General features: G+C 48.1%; 29 protein-coding genes and 2 tRNA genes. 23 read left to right on the top strand and 8 right to left on the bottom strand.

The window, feature by feature from the left end; all coding sequences use genetic code 11:
• Position 1 precedes the first annotated feature (1 nt).
• From ABDB91_RS08720 to ABDB91_RS08690, 7 genes are all read left to right on the top strand, one after another.
• On the top strand, positions 2 to 871 hold the full coding sequence (locus ABDB91_RS08720) for a 3-hydroxyacyl-CoA dehydrogenase family protein (protein WP_347491212.1): 870 nt from the start codon (positions 2 to 4) through the stop codon (positions 869 to 871).
• Between the two features lie 66 nt (positions 872 to 937).
• Complete coding sequence (locus ABDB91_RS08715) at positions 938 to 2122, top strand: thiolase family protein (protein WP_347491211.1); 1185 nt, start codon at positions 938 to 940, stop codon at positions 2120 to 2122.
• Positions 2123 to 2173: 51 nt separating this feature from the next.
• Complete coding sequence (locus ABDB91_RS08710; RefSeq protein ID WP_347491210.1) at positions 2174 to 2953, top strand: enoyl-CoA hydratase-related protein; 780 nt, start codon at positions 2174 to 2176, stop codon at positions 2951 to 2953.
• Positions 2954 to 3116: 163 nt separating this feature from the next.
• The gene (locus ABDB91_RS08705) at positions 3117 to 4271 is read left to right on the top strand and encodes an acyl-CoA dehydrogenase family protein (RefSeq protein ID WP_347491208.1); all 1155 of its coding nucleotides are present in this window, start codon (positions 3117 to 3119) and stop codon (positions 4269 to 4271) included.
• Between the two features lie 30 nt (positions 4272 to 4301).
• Positions 4302 to 5480: a thiolase domain-containing protein gene (locus tag ABDB91_RS08700; protein WP_347491207.1), complete on the top strand. Its 1179-nt coding sequence runs from the start codon at positions 4302 to 4304 to the stop codon at positions 5478 to 5480.
• Entirely contained in the window at positions 5480 to 6487 is a 1008-nt protein-coding gene (locus tag ABDB91_RS08695; RefSeq protein ID WP_347491206.1) for a 3-oxoacyl-[acyl-carrier-protein] synthase III C-terminal domain-containing protein, read from the top strand. The genes ABDB91_RS08700 and ABDB91_RS08695 overlap by 1 nt, the downstream gene beginning before the upstream one ends.
• A gap of 9 nt (positions 6488 to 6496) precedes the next feature.
• Positions 6497 to 6916, top strand: coding sequence for a Zn-ribbon domain-containing OB-fold protein (locus ABDB91_RS08690; protein ID WP_347491205.1), 420 nt, complete (start codon positions 6497 to 6499; stop codon positions 6914 to 6916).
• Positions 6917 to 7000: 84 nt separating this feature from the next.
• On the opposite strand, the gene ABDB91_RS08685 is transcribed toward ABDB91_RS08690, so the two are convergent.
• Entirely contained in the window at positions 7001 to 7246 is a 246-nt protein-coding gene (locus ABDB91_RS08685) for a hypothetical protein (RefSeq protein ID WP_347491204.1), read from the bottom strand.
• Between the two features lie 152 nt (positions 7247 to 7398).
• Positions 7399 to 8184: an enoyl-CoA hydratase gene (locus ABDB91_RS08680; protein ID WP_347491203.1), complete on the bottom strand. Its 786-nt coding sequence runs from the start codon at positions 8182 to 8184 to the stop codon at positions 7399 to 7401.
• 508 nt (positions 8185 to 8692) lie between these two features.
• Between ABDB91_RS08680 and ABDB91_RS08675 the strand changes: the two genes are divergently transcribed.
• The 5 genes from ABDB91_RS08675 to ABDB91_RS08655 all read left to right on the top strand — a co-directional run bounded on the left by ABDB91_RS08675 (position 8693) and on the right by ABDB91_RS08655 (position 13448).
• The gene (locus ABDB91_RS08675) at positions 8693 to 9109 is read left to right on the top strand and encodes a transcriptional repressor (RefSeq protein ID WP_347491202.1); all 417 of its coding nucleotides are present in this window, start codon (positions 8693 to 8695) and stop codon (positions 9107 to 9109) included.
• 191 nt (positions 9110 to 9300) lie between these two features.
• A complete protein-coding gene (locus ABDB91_RS08670) occupies positions 9301 to 9906 on the top strand; it encodes a nitroreductase family protein (protein ID WP_347491201.1) in 606 nt (201 codons plus the stop codon).
• A gap of 134 nt (positions 9907 to 10040) precedes the next feature.
• Complete coding sequence (locus ABDB91_RS08665) at positions 10041 to 11195, top strand: trypsin-like peptidase domain-containing protein (protein WP_347491200.1); 1155 nt, start codon at positions 10041 to 10043, stop codon at positions 11193 to 11195.
• A 23-nt stretch (positions 11196 to 11218) separates the two neighbouring features.
• Positions 11219 to 11896, top strand: coding sequence for a response regulator transcription factor (locus tag ABDB91_RS08660; RefSeq protein ID WP_347491199.1), 678 nt, complete (start codon positions 11219 to 11221; stop codon positions 11894 to 11896).
• A 130-nt stretch (positions 11897 to 12026) separates the two neighbouring features.
• Complete coding sequence (locus tag ABDB91_RS08655) at positions 12027 to 13448, top strand: HAMP domain-containing sensor histidine kinase (protein ID WP_347491198.1); 1422 nt, start codon at positions 12027 to 12029, stop codon at positions 13446 to 13448.
• 48 nt (positions 13449 to 13496) lie between these two features.
• On the opposite strand, the gene ybaK is transcribed toward ABDB91_RS08655, so the two are convergent.
• Positions 13497 to 13979 carry a Cys-tRNA(Pro) deacylase gene (gene ybaK / locus ABDB91_RS08650; RefSeq protein ID WP_347491197.1) on the bottom strand — a complete coding sequence of 161 codons (483 nt, stop codon included), beginning with the start codon at positions 13977 to 13979 and terminating at the stop codon, positions 13497 to 13499.
• Between the two features lie 239 nt (positions 13980 to 14218).
• On the opposite strand from ybaK, the gene ABDB91_RS08645 reads away from it, so the two are divergent.
• From ABDB91_RS08645 to ABDB91_RS08630, 4 genes are all read left to right on the top strand, one after another.
• Positions 14219 to 14584, top strand: coding sequence for a metalloregulator ArsR/SmtB family transcription factor (locus ABDB91_RS08645; RefSeq protein ID WP_347491196.1), 366 nt, complete (start codon positions 14219 to 14221; stop codon positions 14582 to 14584).
• Between the two features lie 238 nt (positions 14585 to 14822).
• Positions 14823 to 17147 (top strand): heavy metal translocating P-type ATPase, encoded by a 2325-nt coding sequence (locus ABDB91_RS08640; protein ID WP_347491195.1) that lies wholly within the window; start codon positions 14823 to 14825, stop codon positions 17145 to 17147.
• A gap of 428 nt (positions 17148 to 17575) precedes the next feature.
• Positions 17576 to 17652, top strand: a tRNA-Asp gene (locus tag ABDB91_RS08635).
• Between the two features lie 32 nt (positions 17653 to 17684).
• Positions 17685 to 17759 (top strand) — tRNA-Gly (locus ABDB91_RS08630).
• A 74-nt stretch (positions 17760 to 17833) separates the two neighbouring features.
• Here ABDB91_RS08630 and ABDB91_RS08625 read toward each other — a convergent pair.
• The 4 genes from ABDB91_RS08625 to ABDB91_RS08610 form a co-directional block, all read right to left on the bottom strand.
• A complete protein-coding gene (locus tag ABDB91_RS08625) occupies positions 17834 to 18145 on the bottom strand; it encodes a ferritin family protein (protein WP_347491194.1) in 312 nt (103 codons plus the stop codon).
• A gap of 126 nt (positions 18146 to 18271) precedes the next feature.
• Complete coding sequence (locus tag ABDB91_RS08620) at positions 18272 to 18844, bottom strand: manganese catalase family protein (protein WP_347491193.1); 573 nt, start codon at positions 18842 to 18844, stop codon at positions 18272 to 18274.
• Positions 18845 to 18867: 23 nt separating this feature from the next.
• Entirely contained in the window at positions 18868 to 19131 is a 264-nt protein-coding gene (locus ABDB91_RS08615; RefSeq protein WP_347491192.1) for a spore coat protein CotJB, read from the bottom strand.
• A gap of 35 nt (positions 19132 to 19166) precedes the next feature.
• On the bottom strand, positions 19167 to 19610 hold the full coding sequence (locus ABDB91_RS08610) for a spore coat associated protein CotJA (RefSeq protein WP_347491191.1): 444 nt from the start codon (positions 19608 to 19610) through the stop codon (positions 19167 to 19169).
• Between the two features lie 250 nt (positions 19611 to 19860).
• Between ABDB91_RS08610 and ABDB91_RS08605 the strand changes: the two genes are divergently transcribed.
• From ABDB91_RS08605 to ABDB91_RS08575, 7 genes are all read left to right on the top strand, one after another.
• Positions 19861 to 20616 carry a hypothetical protein gene (locus tag ABDB91_RS08605; RefSeq protein ID WP_347491190.1) on the top strand — a complete coding sequence of 252 codons (756 nt, stop codon included), beginning with the start codon at positions 19861 to 19863 and terminating at the stop codon, positions 20614 to 20616.
• Between the two features lies 1 nt (position 20617).
• Complete coding sequence (locus tag ABDB91_RS08600; protein ID WP_347491189.1) at positions 20618 to 21238, top strand: GNAT family N-acetyltransferase; 621 nt, start codon at positions 20618 to 20620, stop codon at positions 21236 to 21238.
• Between the two features lie 354 nt (positions 21239 to 21592).
• The gene (locus tag ABDB91_RS08595; RefSeq protein WP_347491188.1) at positions 21593 to 21988 is read left to right on the top strand and encodes a hypothetical protein; all 396 of its coding nucleotides are present in this window, start codon (positions 21593 to 21595) and stop codon (positions 21986 to 21988) included.
• A 55-nt stretch (positions 21989 to 22043) separates the two neighbouring features.
• Positions 22044 to 22250, top strand: coding sequence for a hypothetical protein (locus ABDB91_RS08590; RefSeq protein ID WP_347491186.1), 207 nt, complete (start codon positions 22044 to 22046; stop codon positions 22248 to 22250).
• Positions 22251 to 22479: 229 nt separating this feature from the next.
• Positions 22480 to 23397 (top strand): quinate 5-dehydrogenase, encoded by a 918-nt coding sequence (locus tag ABDB91_RS08585; protein ID WP_347491185.1) that lies wholly within the window; start codon positions 22480 to 22482, stop codon positions 23395 to 23397.
• Between the two features lie 78 nt (positions 23398 to 23475).
• Entirely contained in the window at positions 23476 to 23832 is a 357-nt protein-coding gene (locus tag ABDB91_RS08580; protein ID WP_347491184.1) for an SCP2 sterol-binding domain-containing protein, read from the top strand.
• A 1-nt stretch (position 23833) separates the two neighbouring features.
• A complete protein-coding gene (locus ABDB91_RS08575; protein ID WP_347491183.1) occupies positions 23834 to 25192 on the top strand; it encodes an APC family permease in 1359 nt (452 codons plus the stop codon).
• Positions 25193 to 25418: 226 nt separating this feature from the next.
• Here the strand turns inward: ABDB91_RS08575 and ABDB91_RS08570 are convergent, their stop codons facing one another.
• Positions 25419 to 26405 carry a peptidoglycan-binding protein gene (locus ABDB91_RS08570; protein ID WP_347491182.1) on the bottom strand — a complete coding sequence of 329 codons (987 nt, stop codon included), beginning with the start codon at positions 26403 to 26405 and terminating at the stop codon, positions 25419 to 25421.
• Positions 26406 to 26555 lie beyond the last annotated feature (150 nt).

The raw sequence follows: 26555 nt of genomic DNA, 5'->3' as shown, positions 1-26555 counted from the left end.
TATGGCGAGTTTCGAAGTGAAAAATATTTGCGTTATTGGTGCGGGGAACATGGGACACCAGATTTCCGTATCCGCGGCACTGGCAGGTTATAAAGTGTCATGCACCGACATTAATCAGGAAATTTTACAAAAGGCTGAAAATTTCGCCGACACCTACCTGCCCGAGCGAGTGGTCAAAGGCAAATTAACCAAGGATGAGGCTAAAGCGGCTCGGGACAGGTTATCTTTTACCGATGATTTAGCGGAAGCGTGTAAGGATGTCGATCTGGTAATCGAGGCAGCTATCGAAAAATTAGAACTTAAACGCAAAATATTTGTCGATTTGGATAAGACTTGTCCTCCGCATGCTATTTTAGCCACTAATAGCTCCTACATCGTCAGCTCCAAAATTGCCGATGCAACCAGCCGTCCATCCAAGGTATGCAACATGCACTTCTTTAATCCGGCGCTGGTAATGAAACTTGTGGAAGTTGTCAGGGGACCTCATGTATCTGATGACACTGTAGAGATAGTAATGGAGACATGCAAAAAAATGGGTAAGATACCCGTCATGCTGCAAAAGGAAATATACGGCTTTTTAGTCAACCGGATAGTATCGGCCATTAAAAACGAAGCTCTATATATCTATGATATGGGAGTGGCCACACCCCAAGATATTGACACTGCAGTTGTACATGCGCTGGGACACCCAATGGGCCCGTTTAGACTACTGGATCTCACCGGAGTTGACCTGACCTACTACATCAGTACAGAGCGTTACCAAGAAACAGGTGATCCCCAATACAAGCCCTCCCCCATTATTGTGGAAAAGTTTGTAAAAAAAGAATGGGGGCGTAAAACCGGTAAGGGATTCTACGAGTATTGTAAATAAAATTGACACCAATGAGTCATTCCATAGGCTTCGGATAACTTGCCGAAAGAAAGGGGCTAAATATAAATGAGAGAAGTTTACCTGGTTGAGGGAGTGCGTACGCCTATAGCCAAATCGGGCAAAAAATCCTGGTTTATTAATGTCCGGGCGGACGATTTGGCTGCTGCGATAATTAATGAAGTCTTGAACCGGGCGGACATCACAGGTAAAAAGAAGGAACAAGTGGACGATGTTATGCTGGGCGGCACCTACTTAATGCAGGATATGGGTTCAAATATTGGTCGCTACGCTACAATAATGGCAGGCATGCCGTTTAGTGTATCCGGGTGTACGGTGGACCGCCTATGCGGGTCCGGTCTGCAGACCATTGCCTTTGCTGTTTCTTCCATAGCAATGGGTTGGGCGGATTTAATTATTGCCGGCGGTGTTCAACATATGACTCATGTGCCAATGGCAACAGGCACCAAGCCTAACCCCAGATTGGGGGAATTTACCGACCCCAACATGGTAAGGATGGGCTACACGGCTGAAATGGTGGCCAGACGGTACAACATCAGCAGGGAAGAACAGGACCAGATGGCGGTAGAAAGCCATGCCAAGGCCCATAAGACCACCGAAGAAGGTCTGTTTAAAGATGAAATATTACCCATTGAAGCGGATGTTCCCACTGAGGACGGAGGCATCCAAAAAATGCTGGTCACCCGGGACCAGGGTATTAGACCGGGCACTAATATGGAGGCACTGGCCAAGCTAAAGCCTGTATTTATGAATGATAAATCGGCTACCGTTACAGCCGGTAATTCCAGCCAAACGAATGATGCCGCCGCCGCCGTGCTTGTAGCCAGCAAGGAAAAAGTACAAGAGCTGGGGTTAAAGCCCAAAATGAAGCTGGTGGCCTATGCTGTGATTGGTGTGGATCCCGCAGTCATGGGTATTGGACCCGCCCTGGCGATTCCCAAAGTGCTAAAACAAGCAGGTATGACCGTTGATCAAATTGACCTGTGGGAAGTTAACGAAGCTTTCGCTTCTCAGGCCATATACTGCACAGAGGAATTAGGCATTAGAAACCACCCGCTGCTTAACCCGCGGGGCGGCGGCATTGCTCTAGGGCACCCCCTGGGCTGCACCGGAGCACGAATTGCCACCACACTAATGCATGAAATGACTTATTACAACGCCAAATATGCAGTGGAGAGCATGTGCATCGGTCATGGGCAGGGTTCTGCGGCTATCTGGGAATGGGTTGGTTAGCTAGCCGCCTCTTCAAATAATTAAAATTTTTTTAATAAGGAAGGGACCAATATGGAATTTCAAAACTTGTTATTAGAGAAGGACGGTCACATTGCCATAATCACCTTGAATCGTCCCGAAGTGCGCAATGCCCTGGATCCTCGCACCTGGGCAGAGATTCGTGGCGCCGCAAGGGAATGCCGTTTTGATAAAGACGTACGGGTGCTTATTATCACTGGTGCGGGCGGCAAAGCTTTTGCATCCGGGGCGGATATTCGCTCCTTAAGAGAGCGTGAAACTTTGGAAGTATTGAAAAGCGAAGCTCAGGATTCACTAAATGAGGTAGAGAACCTGGATAAGCCTGTGATCGCCGCTATTGATGGCTTTGCCCTGGGTGGTGGATGTGAGTTGGCCTTGGCCTGTGATATCAGAATTGCCACCAGCCGCTCCCAACTAGGGCAGCCCGAGGTAAACCTGGGCATCATTCCCGGAGCCGGCGGCACCCAGAGGTTGCAAAGAGTGGTGGGCGTTGGTAAGGCGAAAGAGCTGATTTTTACCGGTGATATCATCAGCGCCCAGGAGGCCAGAGAAATTGGTCTGGTTAATAAAGTAGTCAAGCAATCCGAAGATCTACTGCCTGCCGCCAAAGAAATGGCGCAGAAGATAATTGCCAAAGGCCCGATGGCAGTCAGCCTGGCCAAAACAGCCATTAATGTGGGTGCCAATACCGATATTAATTCGGGGCTGCTGTTTGAAAAGTTCGCTCAGGTGATTGCCTTTTCCACCGAAGATCGCGTTGAAGGTACCACAGCCTTTTTAGAAAAACGCAAGCCTGACTTTCAAGGCAGATAAAAGCAAAGAATTGTGGTCACGAACATACAAAATAACATAAGGCAAAGCAGCGCGGTGCCTGTCCGTTATACGTTATACAGCGAAGGCATCGCTTGCCTTATTTACTTATATTTTATTGGTAGAGCACTTAATCAATGAAATGATAAAAAGGAGGGCTGTAATCATGGATTTTAGCTTATCTGATGAAATAAAAGATATGAAGCGTACTATCCGCGATTTTGTGGATAACGAAGTTGAGCCCTGTGCCCAACAAATTGAAGAAGAAGACCATATCCCCCGGCACCTCATCGACCAGGCCAAGGAAATGGGCTTGTTTGGGATGAGCATACCCGAGCAGTACGGTGGCCTGGGCATCAACATGCTGGAAAAATGCCTGCTGCTGGAGGAACTGGGCCGGGCCAATATGAGCTTTACCACTCTTATCGGCGCTCATACGGGCATCGGTACTACCGGTATTGTGGAGCTGGCCAACGATGAATTAAAGAAAAAATACCTGCCTGGCCTGGCCAGCGGTGATAAAATAGGGGCCTTTGGCCTCACCGAGCCTGATTCCGGATCGGATGCGGCCAATATGAAAACTACCGCCGTTTTAAAGGGCGATAAATGGATTTTAAACGGTATGAAACACTTTATCACCAATGCCCCGGAGGCAAGGGTATTTACCGTGATCGCCGTAACGGATAAAGAAAAAGGAGCCCGGGGAGGCTATACCGCCTTTATCGTGGAAAAAGACTTTCCCGGCTTTTCCATTGGCACCATTGAAAAGAAAATGGGCCTGCGCGGTTCACATACTTCGGAAATCATCTTTGAAGATTGTGAAGTGCCCAAAGAAAATGTATTGGGGATTGTTGGCAAAGGCTATGCCAGTGCCCTGCGAATCTTAAGCAAAGGCCGGGTGGCTCTGGGGGCTCGCTGTGTAGGCGCCTGTGATAAATTAATTGAGCTGTCGGCCAAATATGCCCAGCAGCGAGTGCAGTTCGGCAGACCAATTGCCGGTTTCCAGGCTATCCAGTGGATGCTGGCGGAAATGGCCACCGATACCGAAGCTGCCCGGGCGCTGACCTACAGAGTGGCCTGGATGGTGGACCAAAACATGCCCGTGATTAAAGAAGGACCAATGGTCAAACTATTTGCTTCGGAAGCCCTGGGCAGAGTGGTCGATAAAGCAGTCCAGATACACGGCGGCATGGGTTACATGAAGGAATTTCCGGTAGAACGTTTTTACCGGGACGCCAGGCTTACCCGTATATACGAAGGGACCAACGAAATACAGCGTATGGTCATAGCCGGCAGACTGCTTAAAGAATTGGAAATATAATCTCTTCAGTGAGAAAGAAGGTGAGACCGGGTGGAAAGTGTAGCCATTATTGGCGCCGGGCAAACCCGTTACGGCGATTTTCCCGGCAAGGGTGTTAAAGAATTGTTTGCGGAAGCCTATCTGGAAATGCTGCAAAGCGTGGACCGGGGCCTGGATCAGCAAAGAATTGGGGCTGCTTATATAGGCAGCTTGAGCGCAGGCAGCGGATTTCAGCTGGGACAGCTGGCCCCGTTGCTTATGGGCCACGTGGGCCTGCCCCATGTAAACGCCGTGAGAATTGAAAACGCCTGTGCCTCGGGCGGGTATGCTTTGTATAATGCCGCCTGTGCCGTGGCCTCGGGTAAGGTTGACCTGGTGCTGGCCGCGGGCGTGGAAAAAATGCGGGATGTATCCTCCAGTAAAGGCCGCTACTGGCTGGGCGTATCCGGAGATACGGAATTCGAGCGCCTGGCCGGGTCTACATTTGCCGGAATTTATGCCTTAATGGCGGCCCGATATATGCATGACTACGGGCTAAAAAGAGAACACCTGTCGATGGTGGCGGTGAAAAACCACCGCCACGCAGTGGCCAACCCCAAAGCACAATTCCGTAAAGAGATTACTGTAGAGCAGGCTGTGAAAGGCGTGCCCGTGGCCTATCCGTTTAACGTATGGGACTGCAGTCCAACCACTGACGGCGCTGCAGCCGTGCTGCTCTGCAATGCCCAAATAGCCCGTGAGTTTACTGATAAACCGGTTTATTTAAAAGGTTTCGGGGCAGCCAGCGACTTCCTGGCTATTCACGACAGGGACAGTATGACCAGGCTGTCAGCTACCCGTAAGGCCGCCGCGGAAGCCTATCAGCAAGCCGGTGTAGGGCCCAATGACATAGATTTTGCCGAGGTGCATGATTGCTTTACCATTGCCGAGATATTGGCTTATGCCGACCTGGGCTTTGCCGAAGAAGGCCGGGCCCAATACCTGCTGGAAGAAGGCATTACCCAGCGGGACGGCAAATTGCCGGTTAACAACAGCGGTGGGCTGAAGGCCAAGGGACACCCCATTGGCGCCACCGGCTGCGGTATGGCGGTTGAAATATTTAAGCAGCTGCGTGGCGAGGCCAAAGAGCCCGGCAGACAGATTAAAAACGCCAGGTACGCTTTATCCCACAATGTAGGTGGTTCCGGTGGAACAGCCGCGGTATTCATCTACCAGAGGGGGGATGCCTGATGGCTAAGAGTATCATGTCTTACGGAGTTTACCTGCCGTACCTGCGCATTAAAAGAGACGAATATCTAAATGCCCTGGGCGGCTGCTCTGCCGGTATGCGGGAAAAAACAGTGCTGGACATAGATGAGGACGTTACCACTATGGCCGTGGAAGCGGCCCGGAATGCGCTGGCGGGCTTGGATATATCATGCGTGGGCGTGCTGACCCTGGCTTCTACGCATTTTCCCTACCAGGAAAAAGAAATGTCGGGCACCGTAGTGGAAGCGCTGGGCTTGAATAATAACGTTTTAACCGCCCAACATGCCAATTCCACTACAGCAGGTACACAAGCTATACTATCAGCCCTGGGTCTCATGGAGCAGACGGACCGGCCTTACGCACTGGTGATCATATCCGATGCGCCCGCCTCAGGAGCAGATATGGATATAGAACATGGCTTTGGTGCCGGTGCCTGTGCATTCGTGCTGGCCAAGAATAAGCCGGGGCTGACTTTTGAGGCAGTTTATGCCTGCTCAAATGAAGCTATGGGACTGCGCTACCGGCTGCCGGGTGAAACGGATATCCGTGATATCGGTGTCAAAGCTTATGCCGCAAAGGATTATAATGCAACAGTCAAAGCAGCGGTGACGGGCCTGGTAAGTAAAACCGGCCGGGGCCTGGCCGATTATAACCACGTTATATTACACCAGAGCGACGCTAAAACTGCTGCGGCACTGGGCAAAAAAATGGGCTGCAGCGAGGAGCAATTAAAAGAAAGCCAAGTTTACGCCCAACTGGGTGATACCGGGGCCGCATCACCGCTGTTGGCACTTTGCCGGGTACTGGAAGCAGCCGCCGCCGGAGACAGCATAATAGTTTGTTCATATGGTTCCGGTTCGGGCAGTCAGGCGCTGAGTTTTAACTTAAATCAAGCAGTAACGACAGAAACGAATCCCTGGCGGGCAGCGCTGGAATATAAAAAATATATCAGCTACGTTCAATATCTTAAACTGAAAAAAAGTATCTGAGGTGATTAAATGGGCGCTCATATATCCATTCCCATGTACCAAAGGGCGGTTCCCCAGCGCTACCGGCTGATCGGCCAGCGCTGCCGGTCCTGCGGCAAGGTTAATTTCCCTTCCAAAGCGGTATGTAAATACTGTTCTCAGGGTACAACCTTTGAAAATGTGCAGCTCAGCGGCAGGGGTACAATATATTCATACACCATCATTGCCGGTGGCGGGGCTCCGCCGGAGTTTGCCGCCGAAGCACACTGCAAAGGCAGCTATCCCGTGGCTATTGTGCAATTGGAAGAAGGCCCCCGGGTGATAGCCCAGGTGGTTAATCCCCCTGAAGAGGGACTTACCATCGGTATGCCGGTGAAGGCCGTATTCAGAAAGATATATGAAGAAGAAGGAGTAACCAGGTACGGTTTTAAATTTATTCCGGCTATATAGGCTTAATCGACTAGGGTAGCGCCGCAGTGATTACTGCAGCGTTATCCACCTCACGAAACCAGCACGTACGGGCCTCGTATACGGCTACTGATAAACTCCAGTCACCCCCTCTCGGAAATGATGCAAAATGCCGACCTTGTACAAAACTAAGCTAACTAATCCAATCTCATCAAACCAACCGCTAGACAATGCCATATTTACAAATTGGCTGGCTGAATTACGCCACCACGTCATAGGGATTTTGATAAAATCCCCTTTATAGCACCACGCCTTCACCTCGCGATGAACACCCTTGCCTTTGGCTGTGTGTTTGGCACTATCAACCCGCACTCGTGATTTTCACCCGCCAGACTATGCCCATGCCGGGCACAACTAAGATAAATCAAGCCCCAACGTTATTTCGCCGGGGCTTGATTTCAATCATCTTCTTCTAACAAATCCCGGGCTACTAAATGTCAGGCAATGAGTCTAATTATTCCATCTTAATCTGTCCACTTAGGATGTCTTTTTTCTATAAATGCACTAATACCCTCACGAGCGTCTTTGGTAGTACTGTTCAAGGTGATTACTTCACTGGCGTAGTTTAAAGCCTGGAAGTCCTCCATGTTAATTTGACGGTAGAATGCCTTTTTCCCTATAGCGATGGCCGAAGTGCTATAATCAGCTATAGTGGCCGCCATCTGTTCAGTGGCACGGTCCAATTCTTCTGTCGGCACTACTTTATTCACCAGCCCATAGATCAAAGCCTCCCGGGCGGGCATTAAGGCACCGGTCAAGAGCATTTCCATAGCTTTTTTTCGACCGATATTTCTGCTTAAAAAAACAGCCGGGGTACTGCAGAAAAGACCAATTTTCACCCCTGGCGTACCAAACATGGCATCCTCGGAGGCTACCGCCAGGTCACATGCGGCGGCCAGCTGACAGCCGGCCGCGGTAGCTATACCGCGCACCTGGGCAATTACCGGCTGCCCAGTATCCCGGATAGCCTGCATGGTTTTGTAGCATGCCTGGAAAAGCTGCAGCAGTTCTTGGGGATTACTTTCATACACTTCTTTAAGATCGTGTCCGGCAGAAAATGCTTGGCCTATGCCCTTGATAACGATCACATTAACTCTCTTTTCAGTTATTATTTCGGCACCAACAACAGCTAAAAGTCCAGCCAATTCTTCCAATAACCCTTTGGATAATGCATTGCGTTTCTCAGGTCGATTGAGACTTATATAACCTATTTTATCTTTTTGATCATATAATAGATATTCAAATGACATATTACTTGACTGTTCTGCCGCCTAATAGCCGAAATATAAAAGTCGACTAAGATTATGGCAGCGAAACAGCACTCACCTCCTGTTCTTTTTAAATTGATTAAACACCGGTAGGACAAATCCCTTTATTTTATTATTAATAATTTAGAATATTTAAAATTGGCGGCGAACTTGTTCAGCTAAAGCTGAACATCGGGACTACAAATGGAGCATTAACGATTTCTCAACCGGCCTCCGGTATTCCTTGCCGGCCACAGGGGCTTTGATGTGATGCCGACACCCTGGATGGTGTTCTAATATAGGCAAGCCTTATAGTATTTACTCACGCTTTTTTGTTGCATAATAATCATAAGTTAAAACTATGTTATTGACAAATAATAAAATCTATCTTATTTTATTTATAAACTAATATAATATATTAAAAAATACAAAAGAAGGATTGCATACAAGCGTGCTATTGTTATAACATAGCATGCTAAACTAAAAATAAAATTGCTGAGGGATTAAAGCTATGATTAAAAAACTCAAAAAACTCGGCCTAAGGGCTACACCGCAGCGCATGGCAATCATGCACTTGCTTGACGGCAATACAAGCCACCCGTCGGCTGAGGAAATATACCGGGAATTAAAGCCGGAATACCCTTCGCTTTCTGCGGCCACCGTATACAACACCCTGGAGGCACTGGCCAGAGCCGGTGAAATTCAGGAGATAAGTATTGACCCCCAGAGACGTCGTTTTGACCCCAACCCCCGTCCACATTGCCACTTCCTTTGTCACCAGTGCCAGAGAGTTTACGATTTGGATATCGCTCTGGAGGATCTACCTGTCCCCAACCAAGTGGATGGTTTTAACATTGACAGCTTTTCTCTGTACCTGTACGGAAAGTGCAAATACTGCAGCAGCACGAAGTACGGTAAATCTAACTAAATAAACCCGGGGAAGATATGCAAGTCGAATCATTTCATCTCTGCTTTTTTTTATTAATAGACTCTTTATCTTAATGGATCTTAATGGGTAAAATATGCCAATTACTGACATAATAGCAAGTAGTACCTACCTTTATTAGTTCTTGTACTACTGCACATACTTAAGCAAATACTCAGTGGGGAGGCTGACCTATGGAATTTATGGAAGTAATTCGCAAACGAAGAAGTATCCGCAAATACAAGCCTGAACCGGTACCTGACGAATATATCCATGAAATACTGGAGGCGGCCCGGCTTGCTCCATCGGGCACCAACCTGCAGCCCTGGCGGTTCGTGCTGGTCAAAAGTGCGGAAAAACGCCAACAGCTGGCCGAGCACACATTAAAATTTGTCACTAGCGCACCGGTGGTTGTGGCCTGCTGCATAGACCTTACCGCCTACAAGCATACCCCGCAGCGCATTAAGGAGCTGGTTGAGGCAGGGGCCTTTACCGGTACGGATTTAGAGAACATCAGCGGCGATGAATACATGAAACGGCGCCAGGCCATGGACGAAAAAGCTCTTCGGGCCTATGCTTCGACTAACTGCGCCATTGCCATTGAACATTTAATTTTACGGGCCACCGATCTTGGGCTGGGTACTTGCTGGATTATGATGTTTAAACAAAGCGGTGTCAGGAGAGTATTGGAACTGGGCGAAAATATACAGGTGGTGGCACTGGTTCCGCTCGGATATGCGGACCAGAAACCGGCACCGAGGCCCAGGCTGCCGATAGACGACTTGATGCAGGAGGTTTAGTGCTTAAGTGCTTTAGTCGGGATAAGTTGCACAAAAATAAAAGATTAAAAAATTTTAATCTTTTATTCATGCCTTTTTCAGCTTACCCTGTCATTATTAGGTTGTCGGGAAAAAACAAGCAAGGGGGATTAATAATGACCAGGGACAAATCTTTCCGTACTACATTAATTGGCATTTTGGCGGCGCTGGTACTGGAAGCCGCTTTGCTGGGGGGAGTGTTTTTGTATTTCCCCAGGGATGGTTTTAACCCCGCACTTGCGGCAACCAGCGCGGCACAAAACGTAAAGACCGCCGTATCACCGGTGGGCACGGACATAATTGCGAACACTGTGGCTAAAACCAGCCCTGCGGTGGTAAAAATTGAGACCTTGCAAAAAAGCAATACCCAGCGTATTGACCCTTTCTTTAACGACCCGTTTTTCCGTGAATTTTTCGGCACTCCCGGACCTTATAAAATAGAACCGGACGTGCGCCAGGGTATGGGATCCGGATTTATTATCAGTGATGATGGTTATGTATTGACCAACGAACACGTAATCAGCGGAGCTACAGAAATCAAAGTATATATCAATGATCAGGAGAAACCGTTGACTGCAAAAATAATTGGCTCAGATGCCGAGCTGGATTTGGCAGTTCTTAAAATTAGTGCAAATAAAGAACTGCCCTACCTGGAGCTGGGTAACGATGACAACATCAAGGTGGGCGAATGGGTTATTGCCATCGGCAATCCATACGGACTCGACCATACCGTCACTACCGGCGTCATCAGCGCCAAAGGTCGGCCTGTGCAGGTAGAAGACCGGCAGTACAAAAACCTGCTCCAAACTGACGCTTCCATTAACCCGGGCAACAGCGGCGGACCGCTTTTAAACCTGTCCGGCCGGGTAATCGGTATCAACACCGCCGTAAATGCCGGCGCTCAGGGTATTGGTTTTGCCATCCCGGTCAATACGGTTAAATCCGTACTGGATACATTGATAGAAAATGGTAAGGTATCCCGCCCTTATATGGGAGTATATATCCAGACTTTAAACGCCGACCTAGCTAAACAACTGGGCCTGCAAAGCAGCGAGGGAGCCGTGCTGTCCGGTGTAATGCCCGGGTCGCCCGCGGAAAAAGCGGGATTGGCGCAGGGCGACGCCATTTTATCCATCAATGGACAAAAGATCACGGCCGCCGGTGATATCACCAGCATCATTGAAAAAAGCAAAATAGGCGATAAGATTGTCTTGGTGATCGAAAGAAGCGGAACCAAGAAAAATGTGACCATTACCCTGGCGGAAAAATAGCTGGTATAGGAGTGGGACCGGTTTTGAGAATACTGGTTGTAGACGACGATAAAAAAATCACCAGTATGATGCAAAGGGTGCTGACATTTGAAGGCCATGAAACATTTATAGCCTATAATGGCGTGGAAGGGCTGCAGCAGGCTGAACAATCCAAGCCCGACTTGGTAATACTGGATATAATGATGCCGGGCTTGGACGGCTGGGAGGTGTGTCGGCACCTAAGAATGCAAAGTGATGTACCCATTTTAATGCTCACCGCCCGGGATGAAGTAGCCGATCGGGTGCGTGGGCTGGACGTGGGGGCCGATGACTATCTGGTGAAACCATTTGCCCTGGAGGAACTGCTGGCCCGGGTTAGGGCGCTTTTGCGCCGGGTACGCCGGTTTGGCCGTGAGGATGGGCATATGCTGACCTTTGCCGATTTAACTCTGGACCTGGGAAAAAGGGAGGCCCGGCGGGGCAGCGGGGTTATTCCCCTGACCACTCGGGAGTTTGAACTGCTCAAGCTTTTTATGCAGCACCCTCGTCAGGTTTTAACACGCAACCAAATCATGGAACGGATCTGGGGCTATGATTTTTCCGGTGAATCCAATGTACTGGAGGTTTACATAGGCAGTTTACGTCAGAAACTGGGATCCCCTCAAGCACCGAAATTAATCCATACCGTGCGAGGTGTGGGGTATACTTTAAAGGATCAGTGACAGCCGGCAATTTTGGTGCCGGGTGTTGAGGGGTTCTCAGCCAGCTTCACGGTCAGGCGGCCCTGGCGGATATGCGATAAATAAATGCCGATATTTCCAAGACCGCCGTTCCAGGAGGAGTGATCATCAAATGCACCTGCGCACCAAACTAACCCTGCTCTATACCGGAGTGCTCGTCCTGGTACTGTTTATATTAACTACGGCACTGCTTCTAGCCACTTCCCACACGTTATATAGAGAAGTGGATGAAGGCATCGCCGCCAGGGCTGCATCGCTGGTCAAATCAATTAGGGTTACAGGCAGCCCTTTTTCGCTGCTCGAAGTAGCACTGCCCAACGTGGATGTTTTTGCTACACCCGATACCTACCTGCAAGCGGTGGATACCCGGGGTCGGGTGGTATCCCGATCCAACAACCTGGGGGGACAATATCTGCCCTTGGGAGAATACACGCTGAAATATGCACTAAAAGGAAAAGGCTTTTACGAAACCGTACAGGCCGGCGGACAACAAATACGGGTGTATAATGTGCCGCTGGTGGTTGAGGGGCAACTGGTGGGACTGCTGCAAGTGGGACGGGCACTGTCCACAGTACACACGCTCTTAAACCGGCTGCGGTTTTTTATCGCCCTTGTGGGTACGGTTTCGATCATCCTGGCCGCACTGCTGGGTTGGCTTTTAGCCCGAACAGCTTTAAAGCCTCTGGATAAAATCACCGGCACAGCAGCTTCCATAGAAAGCGGCAGTGATTTGAGCAGACGTATCGATTATACCGGCCCGTCTGACGAGCTGGGACGGCTGGTAGTCACTTTAAACGCCATGTTTGAACGGCTGGAAACTATGTACCACCGCTTGCAGCAAAGCTATGACCTGCAGCGCCGGTTTGTTTCCGACGCCTCCCACGAACTGCGCACACCACTGACCACCATCAGGGGCAATGCCGAACTGCTGTTAAAAATGCAAGCTGCCGACCCGGCACTGATATCAGAGGCGCTAAATGATATCACCGACGAGGCCCGCCGCCTGACCCGGCTGGTGGAAGACCTTTTGATATTGGCCCGGGCTGATGCCGGCTTTATGCCGGAAAAGGAATCTGTTCTTTTGACAGAACTACTGCAGGGAGTTGCTAGAAAAGCTCGTTTTTTAGCCGGTGATCGGGAGTTTGTTTATGAGGAACACTATTCACCCGAAGCCCGGGTGCTGGTAAACCGCGATTACTTCAGCCAGTTAATGTTCATATTGTTGGACAATGCCTTTAAATATTCACCCCCGTGCAGTACGATAGGGTTAACGGCCACTGTGCTTCCGCGTCAGTGGGTGGAGATTACCGTGACTGACCAGGGACCCGGTTTGACGCCCGGGGAAGAGGATCGCATTTTTGACCGCTTCTACCGCAGTGAAAACACTCGGGGACAAGAGGGGTCCGGGCTGGGACTATCCATTGCCCGTTGGATTGTGAACCGGCACGGCGGCTTTATTAGCGCTGCAAACCGGCCGGAGGGCGGCGGCGTTTTTACAGTACGGCTTCCCATTCACAATAGCAAGGGTAGTTAATGCCGAGGCTCGCCGATAGCTCCCGCGGGGACAATTTTTAAGAACGCGTCATATACCCACTTGCACAAGAGTTGGTTTTAAAATACGCATCGCTTCCCGAGGATCAAGACTGATCGCAAAGCCACGTTTACCCCCGTTAATATATATTTCAGGCAGTTCGGCAATAGTTTGTTCCATATACACAGGCATCGGCTTGCGGGTACCAAAGGGCGAAGTACCACCTACCATGTACCCCGTATACCTATTGGCTGTATCGGGAGAACAGGGGAATATACTTTTTACACCAAGCAGCCGGGCCAGTTTTTTAGTGGAAACTTGCAGGTCGCCGTGCATTAGGACAATTAAAGGTTTTTTATTTTCGTCCTCCATAATTAGTGTTTTAATCATATAATGCTCATCAACGCCAAGCTCTCTCGATGAAACGGCGGTTCCGCCCTTATCCTCATAAGCGTATATATGCTCCTCAAATTTAACCTTTTCATTACGCAGCATTCGTATGGCGGGAGTGATGGGAGTCTTATTTTTAGCCATCTAAATTATTCCTTTCTTATTTTTTTTCTAAACCGGCAAATAAGCCGGAATTAGGCGGGCGATCCGCCATGATCATCCCGCATGGGATATTTACCCGCGCCTATTTAATTTTTAACACTTAGCATGAATTAAATCAATTGCCTAAAATAATGTTTACAAAAATAGCGAACTGTTTTAATATAATATTAAAGCAGTTGTTTTAATGTTTGAATATCATATTAAAAAGGGTGATAATGATAATGGAAACACCGGAACAAAACCAGGTTTGCGACATATTTTGTTATGATGAGGAAAAAGTAAATCGTATGAAACAACAAGTGGCAAATACTGAGGGCTTAAGTCAAATATTTAAAGCGCTGGCTGATGAAACAAGGATAAAGATTATTTATGCCCTGGCCCGGGAAGAACTGTGCGTTTGTGATATCTCCCAGATAATTGAATCCAGTGTGGCAGCGGCTTCCCACCATTTACGGCTGCTTAAAAACATGGGCCTGGCCAGGAGCAGGAAACAGGGTAAAATGGTGTTTTATTATTTAACTGACGCATGTGTCAAAACTATTATCGATGTGGCCTTACAACATAAAAAACACTATATCAACGGGTAACCCGTCTGTAATATCAGCTAATTAGTGAACTCCTCAGCTAAAGCTGAGCATCAGGGCTTCTGGTGAGGATTCTACCCCACCTGAAGTAAAAATAGGCCCCCCACCTATAGAAGCGGAAGTCTTGGAATTTGGTAAAAATCATCCTTCTAAAAAGTAATATGTACCTCACTGTGGTACGCGCTTATGCAATATGTATTTCTGGCATAAAATAAAGTTAACGCATTTGGAGGTTTATTCAATGACACAACGTTCGGGACATAATTGCAATTGTGTAAAACCTGATATAATGGAAGAATTAACACCGGGAATGCTTCGCCAACAGGCAAATGCAGCGGAGCCGGATGGCACAAAAGTAAAAAATCCAACTGAACAAAAAAAAGGTGTGCAAAATACAATTCTTGTTTTACAAGGCTTGGATTGCGCTGATTGCGCAGCTAAATTAGAAAAAAGAATTGCCGGTTTACCGGGTGTGGAAAAAGCGGTAATTAATTTCGGAGCCTCCAAAATGAGCGTTAAGCACACCTGCAGTATGTTGCAAATACTGCGGACTATTAAGGAAGTCGGTTACGAAGCCACACCCGCCGGCACAGCGGCTATTGGTATGAGCAAGACGGTTTGGCAAGATCCCAAACTAATATCAACGGCCTTATCCGGCTTATTTTTAGCCGGAGGTACGGCAGCGTCATTATTTACCACAGCTGACCGGCTGGTTATAGGTCTACTGCTGGCGGCCATGCTGTCCGGCGGTTTCTTTGTGGTAAAAAGCGCTTTTTATTCTATCAGGGCTCTCAGCCTGGACATGAATGTGCTCATGAGCGTGGCCGCCATTGGGGCCGTTGCCATCGGGGAATGGTTTGAGGGAGCCACCGTGGTCTTTCTTTTTTCCCTGGGGAACACCTTACAGACTTATAGCATGGCTAGAACCAGGTCATCCATTAGGGCATTGATGGAACTGACTCCCCGGGAAGCACTGGTGCGGCGCAACGGCATTGAGGCAATGCTGCCCGTGGAACAAATTGCGGTGGGAGATATAATCATCGTCAAACCCGGTGAACACATAGCTATGGACGGCACGGTGCTTATAGGCACTTCTCTGGTCAACCAGGCATCTATTACCGGTGAATCGCTGCCCGTAGAAAAGAACGCCGGGGCAGAAGTGTTTGCCGGTACTGCTAATGAAGATGGAGCCTTGGAAATAAAAGTAACCAGACTGGCACAGGATACTACTCTGGCTAAAATTATTAACCTGGTGGAAGAAGCTCAAGCCCAGCGAGCACCCTCTCAGCAATTTGTAGACGTGTTCGCCAAATATTACACTCCGGCGGTAATTGCCGTGGCGCTGGCCATGGCCACCATTCCCTTCCTTGCCCTGGGTCTACCTTTTAAATCCTGGCTGGAGAAAGCACTGATACTGCTGGTAATAGCCTGCCCCTGCGCACTGGTGATATCAACCCCGGTAGCCATTGTATCAGCCATCGGCAGTGCCGCCCGGCGGGGAGTATTGATTAAAGGCGGTGCCTACCTGGAAAAGTTGGGAGCATTAAATGCAATAGCTTTTGATAAGACCGGCACCCTCACCGAGGGGCGTCCCGAGGTGACAGATGTAATAGCCCTGCCCGGCAATCAAAAGGAGTTCCTGCTTAGCATAGCTGCGGCGCTGGAAAGCCGCTCTCAGCACCCGGTGGCCCGGGCCATCCTCCAATATGCCGATCGTTTAGGAGCAACAGCGCCGGCTGGCCGGCAATTCCAATCAATTACCGGTCGGGGAGTCACAGCTGTGGTTAACGGACGTAACTATTATATAGGAAATGAAAAATTATTCCAAGGTTTAGGCATTGACTTAGCCAAAATGTCAATGTCAATTGGCCCTGATTCCGCATATAAATATTTAGATCCGAGTACTAAATTATCCGAAGTACAAGATCAGCTGGCCGCATTACAGAAACAAGGCAAAACCGCCATGCTGGTGGGCACGGCGGAACAGCTAATGGGCATTATCGCTGTTGCCGACCAAGTGCGCCCCAACATTGCAACTGTTTTGCAGAAATTACGTTCAGCCGGTACCAAAAGACTGATGATGCTCACCGGAGATAATACCGCCACCGCCAGTACCATTGCCGATCACCTGGGCGGGCTGGAATACAAAGCTGAATTATTGCCCCAAGACAAACTATCCACTATTAAGCAATTGCAGTCACGCTACGGCAAGGTAGCTATGGTGGGTGACGGGGTCAACGACGCGCCGGCCCTGGCCGCCGCCGACATCGGCATTGCTATGGGGGGCGCAGGCACCGACACCGCGCTGGAAACAGCGGATATTGCCCTGATGGCCGATGATTTGTCCAAACTACCCTACACCATGAAATTGGGCCGCCGTACGCTGAGCATAATTAAGCAGAATATCACATTCGCACTGCTGGTAAAAGCATTGTTTATCGTGGGCACATTCTGGGGATTCACCAACCTCTGGATGGCGGTTTTTGCCGACACCGGAGCCGCCATGATTGTGATCGCCAACAGCATGCGATTGATGCGAGTACAGGATGACCCCGTGGCGGCGTAGAGGGGCAACCATAGGCAAGAGAAGAATCTTCACCTATCCTAAATAGCGTTAGGTAATTTCATCCTCTGATGGTGCCGTGTTGGCGGCATGGTGGTCTATATGGTGGTAATAAATAATAATAGTATTAAAATAGATAGTTGTATGAAAGTAAGATTTACTTTCGTGTTTGGAAAAATCCGCTCCCGCTGTAGACAAAAGTATGGGCAGCGGATTTTCCCTTAAACTTTTGTGCGGATATATGATCAATTATTTGTATAATGCCCGGCCATATAATATGTTAATATTTAAGATATAGACCTCGCAAATCTCATTCCTTATGCTGCCGGCTACCAAACCTTTTGTTTCTCTTGAAAAAACCTTTGACACATTCCCACCGGTCAGCTATAATAGTTATTGTCGCTAATGAGGCAAGCATTAATTAAAACTGCGGAGCTGTGGTGTAGCGGTCTAACATGTCGGCCTGTCACGCCGAAGATCGCGGGTTCGATTCCCGTCAGCTCCGCCAAAAAACTTAATTTATTTATGCGGAAGTATTATGCGGAAGTAGCTCAGTGGTAGAGCATCGCCTTGCCAAGGCGAGGGTCGCGGGTTCGAATCCCGTCTTCCGCTCCATTTTTTTTTGAGATCCTACCGTACGGCTATTGTGTTTTCCCACCATAGCACCAACAAACCAACAACGATAAATATTAATCAATCTTTTTCATATTCTTAATTAGCTCTTCCACCTCACCGGCCCCTTCTTCATATAATTTCGCCTCATCGGGTGCTAATTCATAAAGGAGTCTTAAAAACTCACCGGCGTGCACCCGTTCCTCATCAGCTATATCCTTCAAAACTTTCCGGGCCAGCTCATTATTTGTAGATTCGGCCAGCTGCATGTATAACTGGACGGCTTCATACTCAGCGGCTACCATAAACCTGATAGCCCGGACAAGTTCTTCATGATTTAATATACGCCCCGCTGCCAGGCCAGCAAATGAGTTTCCAAAGTCGGGCATTGCATAAAACCTCCTTATTTCTCATCTGCTAAGATTTTATGTAAAAATGCATTAAAATATGTGATTATTTCATAAAACCAGAAAAGACCGCTTGCTTTAAAGGCAAGCAGTCTTCAACAAATGCAATCAAAACACCTTCTTCTTACACATATACTCTTCCACATGCATCAGTGTTTCACCAAAGCGTTGGAAGTGTACTATTTCCCGCTCCCGCAAAAAGCACAAAACGTCTTTTACCTGCGGGTCATCAGTTAAATGAATTAAGTTTTCATACACAGCCCGGGCCTTTTGTTCAGCGGCCAGATTTTCGTGCAAGTCGGCCACCGGGTCACCGGTAGCTGAAACATACGCGGCCACCCAGGGTACTCCGGCGGCATTTTCCCAGTACAGGGCGCGATCGTGATCCGCATAGTGCGCACCCAGGTCGGCAGCTTTAATGGCTTCGATGGAGGCACCCTCGATTAGCTTATACACCAGGGTGGCCACTATCTCCATATGCGCCAGCTCCTCGGTACCAATATCGGTAAGTACCCCCTTGGCCATACCGGTGGGCATGGTGTAGCGCATATTCAAGTAGCGCAGGGCGGCTGAAAGTTCTCCCTCCGGCCCGCCGTATTGAGTAATGATATATTTAGCCAGCCGGGGGTTAGGAGCACTCACCCGAACGGGCACTTGCAGCTTCTTTTCGTATACCCACATATTCACATATCCTTTCTATTTAATCAATACCTAATTTCCCAAGGCCACGGGCTATCGATCCACTTCCAACAATTCTGCATAGCCGGAGAATAGCCGTAATTGAGCAGCGGGCCGTAAATTTTTTCATAGTTGCGCACAGCTTGCCATAAATCTTTGTGTACCTGGTTAAACATGCTCAGCGCCCGCTGATCATTGGGATGAGTATCCAAAAACAAGTTAAGCTCCGTGGCTGCAAATGACAATCGTTGTATTTGTAATAACATTTGTACCTGATTACGATGATTCACAATAATTCACCTCCGCTACTTATGTGTTGTAGACCTTAGCACGGGCAAGGTCTATATAATTCGGGAAACAGTGTGCCTGTTTCCAATGCCCGGGCAGGGGTGTTTACTTTTCCCAATCTTTGTATGGGAATGTAAGCCCTGGCCAGTTCCGTACCCGGGCAAACGCCTGGTGGACCGGGGTACTCGGGGCAACCGGGCTCCGGGCAACCAGCTTGATCGGAGTAACCGGGGTAAGCAGGGTGACCTGTCTGATATCCGGGGCCGAAATTTGCTTGGTCCGGATACGGCGGCAAGCCGTCAGACTGTGCCGGGTCAAATGGTGTATACATCGGGTCAACGGGGTGAAGAGGTTGATGCGGATCCACCGGGCCCGCCTGACCATGAACCGGCTCCGTACCGATTGATGTCGCGGCATCGGTTTCTTTGTGTTTAGCTTGTGACTTAATTTGATCCGGTTTTCTATCATCTTTATTACTCAACACACATACCTCCAAAGCCACATTTTTTTTAACCAATTTAAAACAGAATATGTTAGAGCTGGTATAAATGTTACTATCATAAGCTAACGCACTTTCCTTAAAATAATGCTTCAAAACCAGTCATATTTTTATCAAGCAAATTTTAGTTCGTTTTACGACGTAGCATCTTGAAAATATTTTCAAGCTTTGGTCATTTTGTAAAAGGGAAAAGGCTGGTTACCGGTGAAATTTAGTGTAAGGGAGGGGTAGTATGAAAACGATGGCAGTTTACGGTTTCACTGCCAGTACGGGTAAGTCCTCCGTAGCTAAGGAATTAGCCGGTTTTTTTCATCTACAGGGCCACAGTACAATGTTGGTGGATATGGATCTGGTAAAAGGCGGCCTGAGTGAAAGGCTGGGCCTAAACAGTTCAATCAACATAGGCATATGGCTAAAGGATATATTTAAACGCCTGGATAGCTCACCTTGCTGGAAAATAAAATATACCCAGGATGAAATAAAACCATACGTCCAAACATTTGACGGTTTATCGGTACTGGCCGGTAACACTGAAGATAACTTAGCCGGTTCCCCAATGTTACTAAACGGTGTAGATATTTTATTGCGCAGTCTGCTGGAAACATCATTTGATGTGCTGATATTTGATACGAATGGCGAAGTGCGTGATTATACACTGAATATGCTGCTCAGAATGGATCAGGTGCTTCTAGTGGCAGAGCCATTTGGTTTTTCTTTACCAAATGCGGAAGCTTTTGTGCGCTTGCTGGTAGATGAGGGTCTCAGCATGGACCGATTCGGGCTGGTGTTGAACCGATACCCTACTTATGCCGAGGAAGATCCCCTGGAAATAAGCCGGGCACTGGGAATCCCCCTTTACGGGGTATTGCCCAATTATCCGGATTTAACCGGTAAAAAGGGTTACGCCAGAATTTTTACAATGGATCGCAGTAATCGCTTTACAGATGAAGCGGGCAAAATTGCTGATAAAATATGGAGTGAAGATTAATTTGTCTAATTTGCTTACATCAAAAACTGTTAAAACGGAATTAGGCCTATTGGTATATGAAGGGCCGGTCGATGGAGCATTATTAGCTAATTGTGTCATACATACAGAATTAAGCAATTTTCGACAACCGGAACTGCAAAAGGCTGCGCTGAACATAATTGCAGATTTACCCGAGGGTATGGTATTTATTGCTCGCAACGCTCAAACAATTGTTGGCTATGTAACTTTCCACTATCCGGATGAGTACAGCAGATGGTTTAAACACCCTGCTGTACTGGAACTAGGCGGTATTGAGGTAGCCAATAAATATCGGCAGAACCGGTTAGGCTCTGAATTATTGGATATAGCTTTCAACAGCAGACTGATGGAAAAAAATATTGTGATTACCACCGAGTATTTTCGGCACTGGGATACAAAAGGCAACCAAATGAACATTTGGGAATACAGGAAGATGTTAGACCGGCTATTCGGCAAGGTAGGATTTATGTCCAAGCCCACGGACGACCCGGATATTCTTGAACACCCGGTCAATGTATTAATGGCCCGCTGCGGCTCGGAAGTCAACTATGACGAATTAATGCTTTTTGAGGAAATGGCCTTTAAAAAGTCAATGTTTTGGTAATAGATATTATTTATAACATAAAGATACATTCACCTGGCAACCGCCATTACAGCGGCTGCCTTTTGTAGTTTACAGGTGATTTATTAAATTCCAAGACTCCCACTTCTATTTAGTGGGAGTTCCTATTTCTACTTCAGGTGGGGTAAAATCCCCATCTGAAATCCCGATGTTCAGCTTTAGCTGAACGAGTTCACTTGAAACAACAATTCGCTTAAACCTTTCGAGTATTTATATCAAGCCGCGAAAAATTTATCGAGATGAAGGTGTGCCGGGCACCCTATCTGGATATGCTACTTAATAGACACACACATAACTCATCGCAAGACATGTCGGATTTAAGGAGTGACAGACACCATGCAATTATCACCAGGTGAGCGGTCCTTGTTGGCTTATTTCCCCAGCAGCGGTGCGGCGGAGTCGGCGGCGGAAAAATTAAAAAAGAATGGTTACGATACTGTGCAGGTGGACCGGGTAAGCCGGTACGGGACCACCAATGACGCAACAATAAATAATGCTCTAACGGGAGGGGCGGAAACTATCACCGGTCTAACCCTATATTCCGCCGGCACCGATAGTTCTATTGATAACGATAACCGGGTTCTGTTGGGTGCCGACCCGTCGGTCAGCGGGTACGGCAATCACAATTACGGAGTGGCAGGCGGCAGCGCCTTTATGGTCACTGTGGTAACTACAGATAACTATGTTAAGCAAGCGGAGGAAATACTAAAAAATAACGGAGGCCAGATTTAACCCGAATGCTGTATTGTATATCGGCTTAGAACAAAGCAGAAGGAGGGCTTTAAACATGCCGGACGAACATTACGGCAAATCTCTTTACACAGAAAAATTGCAAGAGGAGCAGGAGGTGCCGATACTTTCGCCCAGGTGGCTTAATGTGCTGGAATCCGAATATATCAACACCTTTGATGATGCCCTGGATGTGCTGGAAGATGCCCAGCAAATAAATGCGATGGATGTTCTGGAGGATCAGTCCGCGCGTTATATTAAGTAATGGACACGGGCAAAGTTAAACTGTTTGCTGCCACCGGAACCAGTCCCCTTTGTCGATATATCTGCCCGGGGACTGATTTTATAATAGCACTCAAACGACACTACTTGCTAACAAACCCCGGTTAGCTTGTTTTTTTTGCTTTTTTTGGTTACAATGGAAAGGTGCTTTAGAATAATACCTTTAAAAGACAAAAGAAAGTACCGGAGCAGATGATTGGAGGTCTTGCGGTTTGAAACGCGTGGTCAGTGTCAGCCTGGGGTCGTCCAGGCGGGATCACCAAGTGCAGGTGGAACTGTTGGGCGAACAATTTGAGATCAGCCGCCTGGGTATGGACGGCGATTTTGACCTAGCCCTGGCCAAACTGCAGCAGTTGGACGGGCAGGTGGACGCCATCGGCCTGGGCGGTATTGATGTATATGTATACGCAGGTAATAAAAGATACGCCTTTAAAGACGGGCTGAAATTGATGGAAGCAGTAAAAACCACTCCAGTGGTAGACGGCAGCGGTTTGAAAAACACTTTGGAACGGGAAACGGTTACCTACTTGCTGCAGAATACCGATTACATTAAAGAAGGCACCCGGGTGCTTATGGTCAGCGCGGTGGACCGGTTTGGCATGGCCGAAGCTTTTGCAAAAGCCCAATGCGACGTTACCTATGGCGATTTAATTTTTGCCGCCGGTATACCTTATCCTATTAAATCTTTGCAAGAACTGGAGGAAATGGCTGCCAAGCTGCTGCCGGAAATGTCCAAGCTTCCTTTTAATATGCTCTACCCCACTGGCAAGAAACAGGAATCCCGGGACGAGGACAAAACAAAAAAATTTGATCAGTACTACAGAGATGCCGAGATTATTGCCGGTGATTTCCACTTTATCAAACGCTATTTGCCGGACAAGCTGGATGGTCAAATAATTATTACCAATACCACCACCGCCGCAGACATAGACTTTTTGCGGCAATGCGGTGCCAGTCGACTGGTAACCACCACCCCGGTATTTGAAGGACGCTCTTTTGGCACCAATGTAATCGAGGGCGTACTGGTTGCTCTATTAGGTAAACCCTGGGCGAATATCACCCCCGATGAATATCTGGAGATTATTGAGAAGCTGGATTTTAAACCACGTATTATTGAAATGGTGAATTAATTAACCTTAAATACCACCGGTATCTTTAACATCACATCACCGAGAAACACCATTATTCCAGCAAGTGGAGGATGTTTTATGGCTACACATGACGAAATAAGCGCCAGCTTACAGGCATTTTACGAAGGTTATCAGAACAATAAAAAACTTAAAATAATGAACCGGGACTGGAACCGGGTCATTGTAATTAAAGCCAACGACGTGGAGTCCCAGCATACTCTGACTTTACAAAACGGTGAACTGTCAGTGGCTCAGGGCACACCGGAACAAAATGCGGATTTGGTGGTCACATCGGACAGCGAAACACTGGCGGATTTATTTTATGGCGATATCACCCCCACCGAGCCTTACATGAACGGCACCCTGCTGATTCAGGGCACCGAGGATGATATTGTACGCCTGGACTTTATTTCACTGATGATCTGGGGTGAGTGACTTGCAGCTGAAAAAAGTACTCACCCTGCGTACCATAGTGGCCACCAGCGCCGGTCTAACATTATCCAGTTCAACTTTTGTGGCGGCGGTGCAGGTGGCCGGATTTTTGGCGGGCGATGCCGCCTGGCTGGCTATTCTCACCGGTGGGCTGCTGTGTATGACAGCGGCCCTTTGTTTTAGTGAATTAAACGGTATGACCCCTTCAGCAGCCGGTATCCGCCTGTATTTCAGCCGGGCTTTTAACGACCGGCTGGCCCTCATTGTGTCCATGCTGTATATGCTGGTTATCATGGGGGTGATTGGGGCGGAAAGCTATGTGCTATCCCAGGTATTGAACGAAATCTGGCCTTCCGTACCGGCACTAATTTGGATTCTAATCATGTTCTCCACCGTTACGGTATTGAATGTTGTAGGCGTTAAAATAGCCGGCGGCTTTCAGGATGTGGTTACCTACGGTCTCATGCTATCTCTGGTGGCTTTGGCTTTTATCGCCTTGGTTAAAGTAGACTTTCAGATTACCGCCCCTTTTGTTACGGGCGGTGCGGTTGGGTTAATTAACGCGATAGCGGTAGGGGTCTTTCTGTTTGTCGGATTCGAGTGGGTGACCCCGCTGGCTGAAGAGGTGACCCACCACCGGTTGATATCCCGGGGCATGCTGTTGTCTATTGGTGTTTTAAGCATTATTTACGCCCTTTTTACTGTAGCTATGACCGCAGCGGCACCTCGTGAAGCACTGACCGGCTCGCCCATACCCCAGCTAATTTTCGCCCGAAGCATATTGGGCAATACGGGGGCGACCTGGATGGCGGTTGTCACCCTGGCGGCTTCCATTACTACTTTTAACGCGGGTCTTATCAGCATATCCCGCTTTATTTACGCTTCAGCCCGGGAACATGTGCTGCCGCCGGTATTCAGCAAAGTGAGCATGCGCTTTTTTACACCGTGGGTTGCAATACTGACTATATTTGTCATAGGCCTTGTTATTTCCACAGCGGTACTTTTGACGCACCGGTACCTCGTGCTGGTAAATATGGCCGCGGCAATGGAAAGTATTATATATGCCATGGTGGGGTTGGCGGTAATTGTGCTGCGTCAAAAGATGCCCGACATTCCCCGCCCCCACCGCATACCGGGCGGTTATATTATACCGGGTATCTGCGCGGTGGTGTTCACCGGCCTGGCATTGGCTGTATTCGTCAGCTTCCCTATGGTGCTGTTGTATATCGGCCTGGGCCTGCTGCTCTGTACCTGGTATGTAAGGATAGTGGTACCCGAGCTGAAGCGCCGGCACCAGTCTCAAAATAAGGCTAAAAGGCAGCGCAGGCGACCGGTAAGCCAGGCAAACAAAACCGGAGATTAATACATTATATCTTTATAAAACACACTGCATGTGTATGTTCTAAAAGGCAGACTCTGGCGCCTGTTCTCAAACCTGACATAACAATTATTTTATCTAACATTATTTCTTACTGCACATTTATTATAACAAGCCCGGTGCATACTACTATACTGAAAAACAGACATATTAAATGATACGGCAGAATTATTAAAACTGTTGTCTGTAATATATTGCCTTATAGTGTCGACTACTCTAAACCGAGCAGGTGGTATACTTCCGAGTTCACCGAGTTATCCGGGGTCAATCCCCGGCTTTGGCGAAATTGCATCACGGCCTTTTCCATGCCGCCGCCCCAGATACCATCAATAGGACCGCTATAGAAACCCAGCCGTTGCAGACGTATTTGTACTTCCATAACATCGCCGCCCCGTTCATCCCGCCGCATAGTTCGGTATTGGCTTGGCTGATAGCTAAACTGGTTGCCAATAATAGTTACCGGAGTGCCGGGTTTGACCCAGGGGTAGATCTCCTCAACATTATGGTTGTTCATACGGATACAGCCGTGGCTGGCATAACTGCCGATAGCATGGGGCTTGTTGGTGCCATGAATGCCATAGACGCCCCAGGGCACCGTAAGACCGATCCAGCGGGTACCGAAACCGGTACCCCAGTGGGCCCCCTTACGCAACACTTTAAAGGTACCTATGGGCGAGGGAGTTTCATATTTGCCAACCGCCACCGGGTATTGCTTATATGGTTCACCATCTGAAAACACTGTTAACTTGCGCCGGTAGGTATCTACAACTATACTCACCGCACCTGCAGGCGGCGGTATTTTATTTTGCGTTCCCCAAGCAAATTGAACCTCATCAAGTTCCTGCCAGAAAAATTCGTCCACCACACCGTCTAAATCAAGGCCTCGAGATTTTTGAAACTCTTTTACAGATTTTATTGTAGACGGTCCGTATATACCATCGACAGGTTCCCGGTAAAAGTTTAATTCCTTAAGCCGTTCCTGCAATTGTACTACATCCTTGCCCGCCATAGCCGGTTCGCCGGCTGTTAAATCGCGTTTTACTTCCAATGACGGATCGTAATACGGACAGCCGGGTATAGTATCTTGTGCCGCGCAGACCGAACCGGTGCCCCAAACTATCGTCATTACTATTATTGCAGTGAATACGCGTATTATAAAAAACATGGCGGCACAGATAGTCTTGAATTTCTTGGCCATTTTCCCCTCCATGGTCAGACTTAAACTTGAATTCTTAATACAGACATATCCTCTGCTGCTACGTCATCAATTGATTCAAGCTTTACTTGCCGGCGCAATAATAACAAACTGTGTTTTAATTTCTCCCTGCCGTGCCGTGCATATTCCTTT

Origin of the sequence: Desulfoscipio sp. XC116 (assembly GCF_039851975.1) — a bacterium.
Taxonomy (GTDB): domain Bacteria; phylum Bacillota; class Desulfotomaculia; order Desulfotomaculales; family Desulfallaceae; genus Sporotomaculum.
Note: the sequence above shows the minus strand (reverse complement) of the source record. Positions and strands in the feature narration are given on the sequence as shown.